Raw genomic sequence first — 12859 nt, 5'->3', positions numbered from 1 at the left:
CTGGTCTTTTTACCGAGGAGTGTTTTGAGTTCTGTAATTGATTCTTTGATATCTAAATATGCTGTTCTTCCCATACACAAATATACAAAAAATATATGGCGTTATAAAACTATATTGGTATAAAAACCAGACTCATCTACATGTAAAATTGTTATCAATCTTAACTATTTTGTACCATTACATTTACCACACGAGCCCAAGACGACGACACTATTTCTGAACAGATAAAAACAGAAAGGGATGCTGGACTCAATAAGCCACAGAAAGAATTAAATAATAACCAATTTAAGATTACTCATTTAATCGAGCAATTATCGCAAATAAGTGGTAAATCATATGGTCGCAAATTAGACTTGCAAGAACAGATACAGAAGGAACTAGATAACCCAATTAAAATACTAGAAGATAGTTTTTAAGTAAAGATTAAATCTAACCGACAACTTACTTTTACTGAGTTTATCAAAATTCAAAAGGACATACGTACTTATTGCATTATTTGTGGTAATTCCGCTTTCGCGAAAGCGGAACAGAAAAACAACTTCTCGTTATTTAAAAATTAATAAGCATCATGTCTATCATAAAAACGATGGGCATGAGCTTTTATATAATATTTGAAAAGATCTTGTATAGAATGCACCACTTCTGGATAAATTTTTCCAGACGTTTCATTGCAGTAAATTTTTGCCACATGTGTCGTTAATACTAGAGAATTTAAGGAATTTGCAGTTATGTATCTAGAGAAGTAACCATTTCCTTCAAAAACATCGTTTATCTTACACATTACTTTTTGATCTATAGGCAGCGACATTCCACTTAAAATATCTTGCCATTGTGTGATAGCGGTGCCATATTTTTCTTTATCAATATTATTAGTCCCTATATTAAAAACAGGCACTACTCTATCCCATCTTTTATAATTATAAGAATGTAAATCATAAAAAACCGTACTCCCGAATAGTTCTTCTAGCTTTACCAAAAGGGTAAGTACGACTTTATAAAAATTATCATGTTTACGGATGGATCTATCTGTGATAGCACCATCGATGGGCTTTTTCCAAACATTTTTCCCCCATGCGGTTTCATAAATTGCCTCTCGTGGGTGGCTATTTAAGTCATATTCAAATCTGCTGTCGTGAGCTATTAAAGTAATGGGTAAACCAGCTATCATTTGCCCAGTACTAGCATCTTCTTCATACCAGCGCTCCTGATCATTGAGTAAGCAATTATCTCTCAAATCTTGTGAAAAATGATGACCGTTATTAATCGCAGCACAAGCATATGGTACGTAGTCATCTATCTTTATGGAAAAAGAATAATCATCTACTACAGCATGGAATATTTCTTCGTTTTCAATACGTTTTATAATTTCAAGAATAGATAATTTAACCATGTAATTAGATGCTATGAGGGTTTTAAATATATATTATCTAAGGCTAGTCAGACTTTTATAAAAAAAAGCAACAACTCACAGATAATGATGAAAGTAAAATTAACCCTTTTAAGGATTTGTTTTCATAAGATGGATTAAATCTAAGAAGGAATTAACATAATTGATGAGTAATTATAGCTTTCTCATCAATTACTATTAGCAAAAAGAATTTGGGTTAATTACCTAATACTTCTATGTTATCTATGTAAAAGAATTCATCACCAGCCCAATTTTGAAATTGAACTCTTATCACTAAAGAAGAACCACTTAAACCAGTAAAAACAACGGTATCATTTGGAAAATACGGAGCACTAGCAGAACTACCGCTTAGATAATAAGGTAGCAATGTATGATTTGCATTACCATTACCGTTAAAATCAGTTATGGTTACAAAAGGACCATTATCTACTGAGTAAGATACGTTTACATAGTCATTTATCGTATTAGTATCGTCAGTTGCATGCAGAGACGGATTATATTCTAGCGTACCAGACGCACTTATGTCTAGGCTAAAAGAAATATTTGAATACCCAGTAATATCTATAGACTGCGTATCAAACTGTATAGGACCATTAGTATCATTTGCTTCTAAAACACCAGATTGTATTTCTACATAATCTGAAGGCGCTAGACTCCCGTTTACATCATTGAGAATCCATCTTGAAACTGAAGATGGATAATCACCTGAAACACCAGAACTATTAATACCTGTACCATCTACGTAACTTTCAAAATCTTCAGAATAAAGTACGACTGGGTCTAAATTTAGACATTTGATTTTTTGCCATACATTTTGAATTCCATCGTATATTTCTAAACATCTAGAATTACCGTAATCTATCAATAAAATCATCCCTTCAGATCCAGGTGTGACTGCAACATTTACTTTTTGATCATTAGTAACAGTAGGTAATTTAAGACCGCCGAAACCTAAGTTCAATGAAGAGTTCAATTCTATTGCCGCAGCACTGTTAGGCGATTCTGTATTGATTCCTGTTTGGGAAAAAATCACGTTTACAAATAACAGTACTATTATTGTTAATTTTAAATTCATAATCTAGAAGGTTTGTCCTGTATTTATTGATCCTCTAGTGTCAGCAGCAGGTGATTGCCATATAAAATCTGAATATGTAGTCCCTAAGCCACTTAATTGGAGAGAGAAGCCTACCGGAGTTGAACCTCCTTCTGAAACTCCTATATTTATTGAATTATCTCCATCACTGTTTGTAAAACTACCTTCATAACTTAAAAATTGAATTAAATTATTGCTAGAATCATATAATGCTATTCCGTCAGGACTCCCATTTTGGATAGATGAACTGGTAGCGAACCATAAGGTACCATATCCATTCAATTGATCTGGTATCGTTCCCGACAGGTTTTCATCATAATAAGATGCACCATTGCTACCATTCCATAACCTGACTGTAAAACCTGTAAGATCTAAACCAGCTAATCCAGCTATTTCAAAACCTTCATTAACATCACCACCTGTGTTATCATAATGTAATTCATTAATCCATGGAGTAGGTAGTGCATCATCATCTAAAATTGTTAAAGTATGCCCTGAATTTATTCCAATCACTGAAGAGTTACCACCTGCTACGTTTTCTAAATTTAAAATAACAGATTCATTAGACTCAACAACCAGATCATCTGTGGATATATAAATAGTAAATTCTTGATTTCCATTAGAACCAGCAGGAAACGTTATGACAGCCGGAAACATTATCGCAGCCGGAATAGTAGCACCATCATCATAATCTACTCCGTTTGTAGCTGTTGAACTTGCATCCAATGCGATTTCAACAGTTGTGTCTACAGTAGAAGAAGGATTTGTTATACTAACAGAAACATCTATAAACAAACCGCCTTCAGTTACACTAGAAGTAGTATTTACAAAATCTACACTTGTAGAAAAATAATCCACCTGCGATGTATAACTAGAGTAAACTTCAGCTCCTGGAGAAGCTCCTGTAGTAGCGGTAGGAGTAACACCTAATCTTATAAATTTAGAATCGTCTGCTGCAGTAACTGTATAAGATACAGAATTAGCACCAGAAATAGGCACCTCGTTTAAGCCTGCTATATCATCGGCTCGATACCACTGGTATAAACTTGTTCCTGCTGCATCAGACTCTGCATCAGTTTGAGAAAAACCACTACCATCAAAATTAATTGTTTCTGTTATGAAAGGTGCCGTATTATCTATAGCCACACCACTTGCCACAGGAACTTTATTCATACAATAAAACTCTACCCATGTAGAGGAAGTAGCGTTATAAAGCTCTACACATCGATTACTTCCATCAATTACATAAAGCATTAGACCATCTGGTATAGGTGTAGGTATACCAGATTTATCTGCTTCATTGATAGTCGGTAATTTTAAACCTCCATAAACACCACTTTCTATTTCAGAATTAATGTCTAGAACAGCGGCTGGATCTGGAGTTGCGGTACCTATTCCTACCTGTGCCATTAATAAATGAGACAGCAATAAGGTGGTAATGAGTATTAATCTATTCATTTTGTGAGCTTTAAGAACTATAAATATAGATTAAAAAACTCAATAATACATGAACTATATGTTACTTTATTAATAAATAATTATGACAGTATTAACAGAATCACTAAGATGATACTTCGTCTAGATGATCATCCCAGTCTTTTACCTTAGGTTTACCAAATTTACCGAGTGACTTTGCTACTACTGACGCGACTGTGGCATCACCAGTGACATTTACTGTTGTACGCAACATGTCGAGAGGTCTATCTACTGCAAAAATAAGCGCTAAAGCAACTGGTAATAAGTCGCTAGGGAAATCAATTGATTCTAGCACGATTACTAACATTACCATTCCAGCACCTGGTACGGCAGCACTACCTATAGAAGCTAGCAAGGCAGTTAAAACGATTGTTAACTGTGCACTCAAAGATAGATCAATACCCAAGGCCTGACACACAAATACGGCTGCAACTGCCTGATAAAGACTCGTGCCGTCCATATTAATGGTAGCTCCTACCGGTAGCACAAAACTAGCAACTTCTTTCTCCACACCCATGTGCTCTTCTACACGTTCCATAGTAACTGGTAATGTAGCTGCGCTAGAACTAGTTGAAAAGGCAAGTAATTGTGCTGGTGCAATTTGTTTTAAGAACCACAATGGAGATTTTTTAACATATAGTGCAAAAATCACACAGTACACCACTATCATCAATAATAAACCTGCCACTACAGTAAGTGCATAATAAAGTAAAGCAAGAAGCACCTCTGGATCGTCTGACGTTACTACTACTGTCGCTAATAATGCAAATACGGCAAATGGAGCAAAAAGCATGATAAGGTCTACCATTTTAAGAACGACGTCATTAAGACTGTCAAAGAAATCTTTTAAAGGTTTTGCCCTTTTCTCTCCTATTAATAACATAGAAATACCTAAGAAAATAGCAAAGAAAATTACTTGCAACATGAGGCTATTGTTAGACATAGCAGCAACGGCATTGCTAGGTACCATATCAACCAGCGCTTGTAGTGGCCCAGCATCTTTTTGAGCTGCAGCAGTCGCTAGTTTTCCTTGAATATTTGAATTGCCCTCATAGGTAGCACTCAGATTGTCTATAGTTTTTTGAGATATACCTTCTCCTGGTGCAAAAACGTTTACTAACACAAGACCTATAGAAATAGCTATTACGGTAGTTGCGATATATATTACCACAGTGCGCAATCCCATATTACGGAATTTTGCAATATCCTTAAGATCGGATATTCCTTTTATAAGAGATGCTAGAATTAATGGTACGGCTATTAATTTAAGAAGGTTAACAAAGATTTTACCAAAAGGTTCTATCCAGTCACCTACAAACTCTTTTCCCCAATCTACTTGAGTCATTAAAAACCCAAATGCGATTCCGAGAATCATTCCTATTAATATCTGCCAGTGTAATGCTAATTTCTTCATGTAAAGACGTCTTCTTTTTTTCTATGTGGTGTAATATACTTAAAGTTTTTGTGGTGTTTCCGCTTTCGCGAAAGCGAAACTAAAACTATCTTAATCTAACAATTTGATTATCTGCTTTCTAAGCAAAATAACGAGTAGTCCTATGAGTAAATAAAAAATATCATAGGTAATGTCATAAGTGACTGATCCTGAATAAAAGTCGTTTAAATATAAATCGTTAGTGCTGTGGGAAACATCACTTTGAAACTTTTTAAATACCCAATGCAAGAAATCTGGAAGTACATCAATGATATTAATCATTCCCAAAGTGAACAAAATCACTTCAAATATTTTTTCTGTTTTCACAGCTCCTAGTGTGATCTGTGTAGTATCAAAACCTTTATCCAATTTTAAAACAGTTATAAGCTGGTCTACAAACACAAAAAAAACAAAGTAAATAGCTATACTGACTAACAATAAGGATGCAGCCATTAATAAAATACTCATCCTGTTTTCACTTTCCATAATAGGAAATACTAATGAAAACAAACTGATAAACACGTAGAATAAACTTACTACGCCTATGCTTTTAAATACTAATCTAAATAAATCTCGTACCGACATATTAAATTTTTGATGTACGTGCTCTCAAAAAATGATCTGCAAGAACTAAGGCTGCCATAGCTTCTACAATAACTACAGCTCTAGGCACCACACATGGGTCGTGCCTACCTTTACCTTGCATCTCTACTATATCACCATTAGAATTAATGGTTTCTTGCGATTGCATTATAGTTGCTACTGGTTTAAAAGCTACTCTAAAATAGATGTCCATACCGTTAGAAATACCACCTTGTATTCCACCACTTAAATTAGTTTTAGTAGTACCGTCTGCGTTATAAAGGTCGTTATGCTCACTACCTTTCATTTTTGCACCGCAAAAACCACTACCGTACTCAAAACCTTTTACCGCATTTATGGATAGCATCGCTTTTCCTAAATCTGCATGCAGTTTATCAAATGCTGGTTCTCCTAATCCTGCTGGTACTCCTTGCACAACGCAAGTTATAGTACCACCTATGGTATCTCCTTCTTTTCGTATTTGGAGTATTCTTTCTTCCATAGCTTTTGCAGTAACTGGGTCTGCACAGCGTACGATATTGTTTTCAATTTCTGAAAAGTCAAGTGCTTGATAAGGTTTATCAATAAAAATATCACCTACACTACTAGTGAACGCAGTCACTTTAATTTGTGAAAGCATTTGTTTTGCGATAGCACCTGCTACTACTCTACTAGCCGTTTCTCTAGCGCTGCTGCGACCACCACCGCGATAATCACGATGTCCATATTTATCTTCATACACCTTATCTGCATGACTAGGTCTAAAGGTATCTTTTATATGGGAATAGTCTTTTGATTTTTGGTTTTCATTTACAATTTGAAAACCTATGGGAGTCCCTGTAGTTTTCCCTTCAAATATTCCAGAAAAAAACTGTACCGTATCGCTTTCTTTGCGTTGTGTAACAATTTTACTCTGTCCTGGTTTACGTCTATCTAGATCGTACTGAATTGCTTCTAGATCTATATCTATTCCTGCTGGGCAACCATCTATAACACCACCTATTGCAGCGCCGTGGGATTCTCCATATGTTGTAACGGTAAAGTTTTTACCAAAGGTATTTCCTGCCATGTGAGCAAATATAATGCAACAATACCATTAGCATTGTAGGTAACAATCAATTTTACAAGTAAAATATTGCCTTGAAAAACATAAAGCCATCGCTGGGATAAACAAATTAAACATTTTAAGACTCCCAAACTACTAATGGGCCTGAACGGGCAAAGGTGTAAAACGCCTTGTCTTAAATACGTTGCATACTTTATATGGTAATGCTGCCACAAATAACTGGCGTGAACAAAGCATAAAGCGCATGAGGCGTTTTAAAGGCTACCTGTGAGGCTGTATAATTCTAAATTAGTTTATCTTTAATTTCTTAAATCAAAAACTCAACCTAACCGTACAAAGCAAAACGCCTCACACGCCTTATACCTTTGCCTGTTGGCAGTAATATAACGGACGAAAATTATAATTTTCAAGAGATTTTTTATAATTTATTTTTTTGTACTTTTGCAGTGTGGAAAAAAAGTCTTATATAAAATTATCTAACGACCAAATAGACAAAGTTGGAAACTCAATTGTTTACCTTTCTGAAAAGATTGGTGAGTTATCTAAAACAAAAGCATTAAAACTTATTTATATTTTAGATGAACTATCAATTAAAAAAAGCGGAATACCTTTTTTCAATTTAAAATATAAACTTTGGAAATTTGGACCTGTTTCAGAAGAAATTTTTATTGATTTATCATCAGAAACTACATTACTTAAAAATTACATCGAAAGAACTTCTGAAGAAGGCGTTACAGTAATAAAACCTATTGTAGAATTTAATGATGATGAATTTTCAGATAATGATATTGATTTATTAAATTTTGTTATTGAGCAATTTGGAGACAAGACAGCTAAAGATTTAGTTTATTACACTCATCGCAAAAATTCACCTTGGCATAATACAGCTAAAGAAAATTCTGTTTTAGAATTACTAGAAAAAGAAGAAATAAATAATACAGAGTTATTAATTGATATGGCTTCTTTAATAAACCACGATGAAAGAAAAAAAGTTGTTTATAGTGATTTTATAGAATCAAACTAAAATGTTTGAAGAAGGAACCATAATTTACTTTGACCCTTTTTATTTTAAAAATGGCAATACTGTAAAGCCAAAATATTTTGTTGTTTTAAAAAATCAAGATGAACAAAATATTTTAGCATCACTTCCAACAAGAACAGATTCAATTCCTGAAAAAGAAGAAATAGATAATGGCTGTATAGAACTTCCTTCAATCAACCTGAATTGTTTTGTTTTTTCTAATGAAATTGAAATAACTGAATGTGGAAAAATGTTTGATTTTAGAACTCATATTTATGGACATCAAATAGATGTTTATGAAATGGAATTTTTGCAAGAGATTTATCCTCTTGAGAATACCGACTATGAAATATGGGGTAAAATGAAAGATGAACTATTTATTTCACTAATTGAGTGCCTTAAAAACTCTAAATCTGTAAAAAGAAAATACAGAAAAATATTAGAAAATTAAAGTCGAGTAGGTAAAGGGGGATCTCACCCCTAAACCTCTCACAGTACCGTACGTGATAGTCTCCCATCATACGGCTCTTCTTAACAAGTCATGGCATACATCCATATTGCCAGTGTACAAACATTGTAGGATACTGCTTTGCACTTTCCTGTAACTATTTGTAGGCAGTAAACCAGTATTTACGACTAAATCGCCGATATTTGTTACGTACCCATTTTGCCAGTCGTTTGTTCAAAAAACCAAACATATAGTGTAATTCACTCATTCGTACCTTGCCGTAGTAATGAATCCAACCTCGTACTTTGGCTGCTATAATGCCTTGTCTTAAATACGGTGTATACTTGCAATAGTAATGCTGCCACAAATAACTGGCGTGAACAAAGCATAAAGCGCATGAGGCGTTTTAAAGGCTACCTCTGAGGCTGTATAATTCTAAATTAGTTTATCTTTAATTTATTAAATCAAAAACTCAACCTTAGCGTACAAAGCAAAACGCCTCACACGCCTTATACCTTTGCCTGTTGCCATTAATACGAAATAAACTTTGCGGATTGAATATTTTGTAATAACTTTGTAATTACAAAATATTAAGTTATGGAAACAACTATTATTAAAATCGGAAACTCTAAAGGTCTGCGTTTAAGCAAGACTATTTTGGAAAAGTATAATATAAAAGATAAAGTCGAAATGATTTTGGAAAAAGGTCAAATAATCCTTAAACCAATCAGTAGTCCGAGAAAAAACTGGGAAAAAGCATTTGAAGAAATGCGTGAAAATAATGATGACCGATTATTATTTAATGATGTATTCGAGGACGAAAATTTTGAGGAATGGAATTAGAGCAGTATTCAATCATACTCGTAAATCTTAATCCAACAATTGGTAGTGAAATAAAGAAGACGAGACCTTGTGTAATTATCTCGCCAAACGAAATTAATAAGTTTTTAAGGACAATCATAGTTGCACCAATGACAACAAACTTGAAAAACTATCCGACTAGAATTAAGGTAAAACATAACGGAAAAAGAGGAATGATTGCAATCGACCAAATTCGAACAATTGATAAGTCTCGAGTATTAAAAACGTTTAACAAATTATCGAAATCTGAAATACAGAATTGTAAGGAAATTATTAGAGAAACTTTTGTAGATTAGAATTAAGTTTTGAGTAAAACGCAATAGTACTAATGCTACTTAATCCGTATATAATTTATTGCTAGTTCTAGCCTACTTACGAAAATCCTCTCGGATTTTCTATTCGCTTTTTATTAACTAACTTTAGTGCTTAAACACGCTACGAGCCATATACAGTAACGTTCAGGCCAATTACCTGCGGCCGTAGTTCTACGCTATAAAATTTTAATTTGTTCCTATTGTGAGCTAAATTTACTATACTCCATCTGTGAGGCTGTATAATTCTAAATTAGTTTATCTTTAATTTCTTAAATCAAAAACTCAACATTAGGGTACAAAGCAAAACGCCTCACACGCCTTATACCTTTGCCTGTTGTGAATTATACAAAACAAAATGAACGCTGATTTCAAAATCCTTTGTAACATAAAAGAAAAACCGACTTTTTTAATTGGCGGACAAAGTCGTGAAGTTAGTTTTGATGAATTATTAAAAGATGAAAATCTTAACAGAATTTACCGAATACAATTTAGTCAAGCCCCAAAGAAAAACCAACTCGAAAAAGTTTTAAAAGCTATTGAGAAAAAACAATCAATTGGTCTTCGCTTCTATGGCAATTATTCCGAAAACGATATTGATTGGGAAAGTCTTATAAACATCAAAAATCTTCAAATTGACTTATGGCATATTTCAAAATTAGAACAACTTTCACAATTGACCAGTCTTAAAAGACTTGGAATTACAAAGAATGTAAGTTCAAAAGTATCTCTCGAAATACTTGAAAATTTAAAGCAGTTAGAAACTCTTTACACATCAATTTCAAAAGGAATTGAAACACTTGCAAAATTAAATAATCTTCATTTTTTAAGTCTTCGAGAAATTAAAAACGAGGATTTACAGTTTTTAAGCCAACTCAACAAATTAAAGGAACTTTGGCTTTCTTTAGGCAATTATAATAATCTTGATGATTTAGCTAACATTTCAAACCTTAAAAAACTATCTGTTCATCAAGTTCGAGGATTTGACAATGAAATCGCTAATTCAATCTTACCAAAGTGCAAAAAAATTAATGCATTGCAATTACAAAATTTAAAAAACTTACAATCATTAGAGTTTGTTGCTAAAATGCAAGATTTGGAATTTATAGCGATGGAGGGAATTAAAAATATAGAAAGCTATGAACCGATAAAAAGAACAAAGCATATAAAAACGATTATGGGATATGAATGCAGACCAGCCGACAAATCTTTAGAACCGTTAATTAGTATTAAAAATATTTGGCTTGGCGATAGTTATACAAAAGCAGAAATATCAAATTTTATGACTAAAACAAATGCAGATAACGTATGGATTCGAGGAAAAGAATTGAAAGGTAATGGGAAACCGAAAAATCCATTTGAAAAGAACATTGGATAAAAGTCGAGTAGGTAAAGGGGAATCTCACCCCTAAACCTCTCACAGAACCGTACGTGATAGTCTCCCATCATACGGCTCTTCTTAACAAGTCATGGCATAAATCCATATTGCCAGTGTACAAACATTGTAGGATACTGCTTCGCAGTTTCCTGTAACCATTTGTAAGCAAAGAACCAATGTTTACGCCTAAATCGCCGATATTTGTTACGTACCCATTTTGCCAGTCGTTTGTTCAAAAAACCAAACACATAGTATAATTCACTCATTCGTACCTTGCCGTAGTAATGAATCCAACCTCGTACTTTGGCTGCTATAATGCCTTGTCTTAAATACGGTGTATACTTGCAATAGTAATGCTGCCACAAATAACTGGCGTGAACAAAGCATAAAGCGCATGAGGCGTTTTAAAGGCTATCTGCGAGGCTGTATAATTCTAAATTAGTTTATCTTTAATTTCTTAAATCAAAAACTCAACATTAGGGTACTAAGCAAAACGCCTCACACGCCTTATATCTTTGCCTGTTGTAAACAATAGAAATGACTGAATCAAATCATTATAAAAACACAATAGAGAAGGAATTATTGTACTTTTTAAATTCTCAAGAATTTAGTTTCTCATCAATTTTCGATAAAATATATGGATATCGTTCATCAGATTATACGGATGACTACTATGATTTTAAAGAATTTAAAAAAAATCAAAGTGATATTTATTTTAATAATGCGATTGAAAAATATGAGAAGAACCTCCAACCAAGTTTAAAACAGGAAATTAAAGAGATTGCCTTGAAGGATTTATACCGAAGGTATGATGTATTAGTTCGGCTAGAAGATAGGGACTGTTTTGATATCGTATTGAAAAATGCAGAAGATTTTTTAAAAGGTGAAGACTACCTGTATGATCATGGAAACCAATATGAAAGCGGGCAAGTGCTGTTTGATTTAATCGAAGCCTACTACATTCCGACTTATAAAGAGGAGGTGGTTACTTTCTTTCATCAAGCCTTCAATTTTGCTAAAAAATATTCCAAAGAAAATAAAAAATGGGACTATTTAAGTGGTGATCCTGATGGTACAACTTTATTGATTATAGCCCAAGCAATAGCTTCGTTAAAAAATGAAGATCGGGAGCAGTTCTGGGACAGAATAGTAGATATTTATACCTTCAGTGCTAATGATAAAGCAAGTTATGAAATGAATCAAGCTTCAGGTTACATTGCTTTACTGTTAACTCTATTTGATAAAATAATTAACCTCGACATATTAGAAAACGCAATTAATATTACGGGTAAACATTATAGAAATAACACGTTTGTACACCAAACACTTTACTGTAAATGGATGTTGACTAATGATATCAATGGTGCACTATTTTATATCAAGTCAGAAGAAAATAGAAAGGGTCTCGTTTTTGCGATAATTACATTAGCAGACCTTAATCATAAAGAAGCCCTTCCAACTCTTGAGTCTGGATTAAAAGACGAAAAAGATCCTATTTTGATTGAAGTTTATAAAGAAGCTATAAAAAGATTAAAAACTCAGGGTACTATTCCAGAAAAAGAAAACAGAATGATTTGGCTAAACGGGAACTTTACCCCTACTCAAAGAGCACTTGGAGCTAAATCAGATAATATTTTTGTCGAAAAAGCTCAAGAAAAAATAGGGTTAGATAATAATGTCTACGAAACGGATGATGATTAAAAAGTTTATAACAAAGAACTGTGGTAAAAAACAAGCGAATTTCACTTAATTTCTAACCAGTACACTTCTATATCCGTCATCA

Annotated in this window: 14 protein-coding genes; 6 read left to right on the top strand and 8 right to left on the bottom strand. The window is 33.4% G+C overall.

The window, feature by feature from the left end; all coding sequences use genetic code 11:
* Positions 1-556: 556 nt before the first annotated feature.
* The 6 genes from Q0838_RS13710 to aroC form a co-directional block, all read right to left on the bottom strand.
* Positions 557-1390: an N-formylglutamate amidohydrolase gene (locus Q0838_RS13710; protein WP_298956306.1), complete on the bottom strand. Its 834-nt coding sequence runs from the start codon at positions 1388-1390 to the stop codon at positions 557-559.
* Between the two features lie 214 nt (positions 1391-1604).
* Complete coding sequence (locus tag Q0838_RS13705; protein WP_298956303.1) at positions 1605-2483, bottom strand: hypothetical protein; 879 nt, start codon at positions 2481-2483, stop codon at positions 1605-1607.
* Positions 2484-2486: 3 nt separating this feature from the next.
* A complete protein-coding gene (locus Q0838_RS13700) occupies positions 2487-3959 on the bottom strand; it encodes a hypothetical protein (RefSeq protein WP_298956301.1) in 1473 nt (490 codons plus the stop codon).
* Positions 3960-4062: 103 nt separating this feature from the next.
* Positions 4063-5391 (bottom strand): dicarboxylate/amino acid:cation symporter, encoded by a 1329-nt coding sequence (locus tag Q0838_RS13695; RefSeq protein ID WP_298956298.1) that lies wholly within the window; start codon positions 5389-5391, stop codon positions 4063-4065.
* Between the two features lie 90 nt (positions 5392-5481).
* Entirely contained in the window at positions 5482-5994 is a 513-nt protein-coding gene (locus tag Q0838_RS13690; RefSeq protein ID WP_298956295.1) for a hypothetical protein, read from the bottom strand.
* Position 5995: 1 nt separating this feature from the next.
* Complete coding sequence (gene aroC, locus Q0838_RS13685; protein WP_298956293.1) at positions 5996-7060, bottom strand: chorismate synthase; 1065 nt, start codon at positions 7058-7060, stop codon at positions 5996-5998.
* A gap of 445 nt (positions 7061-7505) precedes the next feature.
* Between aroC and Q0838_RS13680 the strand changes: the two genes are divergently transcribed.
* Positions 7506-8081 (top strand): Panacea domain-containing protein, encoded by a 576-nt coding sequence (locus Q0838_RS13680; protein ID WP_298956290.1) that lies wholly within the window; start codon positions 7506-7508, stop codon positions 8079-8081.
* Between the two features lies 1 nt (position 8082).
* A complete protein-coding gene (locus tag Q0838_RS13675; RefSeq protein ID WP_298956287.1) occupies positions 8083-8529 on the top strand; it encodes a hypothetical protein in 447 nt (148 codons plus the stop codon).
* 154 nt (positions 8530-8683) lie between these two features.
* Here the strand turns inward: Q0838_RS13675 and Q0838_RS14420 are convergent, their stop codons facing one another.
* On the bottom strand, positions 8684-8893 hold the full coding sequence (locus Q0838_RS14420) for a group II intron maturase-specific domain-containing protein (protein ID WP_366942056.1): 210 nt from the start codon (positions 8891-8893) through the stop codon (positions 8684-8686).
* A 230-nt stretch (positions 8894-9123) separates the two neighbouring features.
* Here Q0838_RS14420 and Q0838_RS13670 point away from each other — a divergent pair, with 230 nt between their 5' ends.
* The 3 genes from Q0838_RS13670 (at position 9124) to Q0838_RS13660 (ending at position 11076) form a co-directional block, all read left to right on the top strand.
* Positions 9124-9369: an AbrB/MazE/SpoVT family DNA-binding domain-containing protein gene (locus Q0838_RS13670; RefSeq protein ID WP_298956285.1), complete on the top strand. Its 246-nt coding sequence runs from the start codon at positions 9124-9126 to the stop codon at positions 9367-9369.
* Complete coding sequence (locus Q0838_RS13665; RefSeq protein WP_298956282.1) at positions 9360-9683, top strand: type II toxin-antitoxin system PemK/MazF family toxin; 324 nt, start codon at positions 9360-9362, stop codon at positions 9681-9683. Before Q0838_RS13670 ends, Q0838_RS13665 begins: the two co-directional genes overlap by 10 nt.
* Positions 9684-10056: 373 nt before the next feature.
* A complete protein-coding gene (locus tag Q0838_RS13660) occupies positions 10057-11076 on the top strand; it encodes a hypothetical protein (RefSeq protein WP_298956279.1) in 1020 nt (339 codons plus the stop codon).
* A gap of 89 nt (positions 11077-11165) precedes the next feature.
* Here Q0838_RS13660 and Q0838_RS14415 read toward each other — a convergent pair whose 3' ends face one another.
* Positions 11166-11441, bottom strand: coding sequence for a group II intron maturase-specific domain-containing protein (locus Q0838_RS14415; RefSeq protein ID WP_366942055.1), 276 nt, complete (start codon positions 11439-11441; stop codon positions 11166-11168).
* 172 nt (positions 11442-11613) lie between these two features.
* Between Q0838_RS14415 and Q0838_RS13655 the strand changes: the two genes are divergently transcribed.
* Entirely contained in the window at positions 11614-12777 is a 1164-nt protein-coding gene (locus Q0838_RS13655; protein WP_298956276.1) for a HEAT repeat domain-containing protein, read from the top strand.
* Positions 12778-12859 lie beyond the last annotated feature (82 nt).

Source organism: uncultured Nonlabens sp., assembly GCF_947495285.1.
In the GTDB taxonomy this organism is placed as follows: Bacteria; Bacteroidota; Bacteroidia; order Flavobacteriales; family Flavobacteriaceae; genus Nonlabens.
Note: the sequence above shows the minus strand (reverse complement) of the source record. Positions and strands in the feature narration are given on the sequence as shown.

Bases quoted from the DNA above. Each gene is read 5' to 3' on its own strand.
- Q0838_RS13710 (WP_298956306.1), bottom strand. From the start codon at position 1,390: ATGGTTAAATTATCTATTCTTGAAATTATAAAACGTATTGAAAACGAA.
- Q0838_RS13705 (WP_298956303.1), bottom strand. From the start codon at position 2,483: ATGAATTTAAAATTAACAATAATAGTACTGTTATTTGTAAACGTGATT.
- Q0838_RS13700 (WP_298956301.1), bottom strand. From the start codon at position 3,959: ATGAATAGATTAATACTCATTACCACCTTATTGCTGTCTCATTTATTA.
- Q0838_RS13695 (WP_298956298.1), bottom strand. From the start codon at position 5,391: ATGAAGAAATTAGCATTACACTGGCAGATATTAATAGGAATGATTCTC.
- Q0838_RS13690 (WP_298956295.1), bottom strand. From the start codon at position 5,994: ATGTCGGTACGAGATTTATTTAGATTAGTATTTAAAAGCATAGGCGTA.
- aroC (WP_298956293.1), bottom strand. From the start codon at position 7,060: ATGGCAGGAAATACCTTTGGTAAAAACTTTACCGTTACAACATATGGA.
- Q0838_RS13675 (WP_298956287.1), top strand. From the start codon at position 8,083: ATGTTTGAAGAAGGAACCATAATTTACTTTGACCCTTTTTATTTTAAA.
- Q0838_RS13670 (WP_298956285.1), top strand. From the start codon at position 9,124: ATGGAAACAACTATTATTAAAATCGGAAACTCTAAAGGTCTGCGTTTA.
- Q0838_RS13665 (WP_298956282.1), top strand. From the start codon at position 9,360: ATGGAATTAGAGCAGTATTCAATCATACTCGTAAATCTTAATCCAACA.
- Q0838_RS13660 (WP_298956279.1), top strand. From the start codon at position 10,057: ATGAACGCTGATTTCAAAATCCTTTGTAACATAAAAGAAAAACCGACT.
- Q0838_RS13655 (WP_298956276.1), top strand. From the start codon at position 11,614: ATGACTGAATCAAATCATTATAAAAACACAATAGAGAAGGAATTATTG.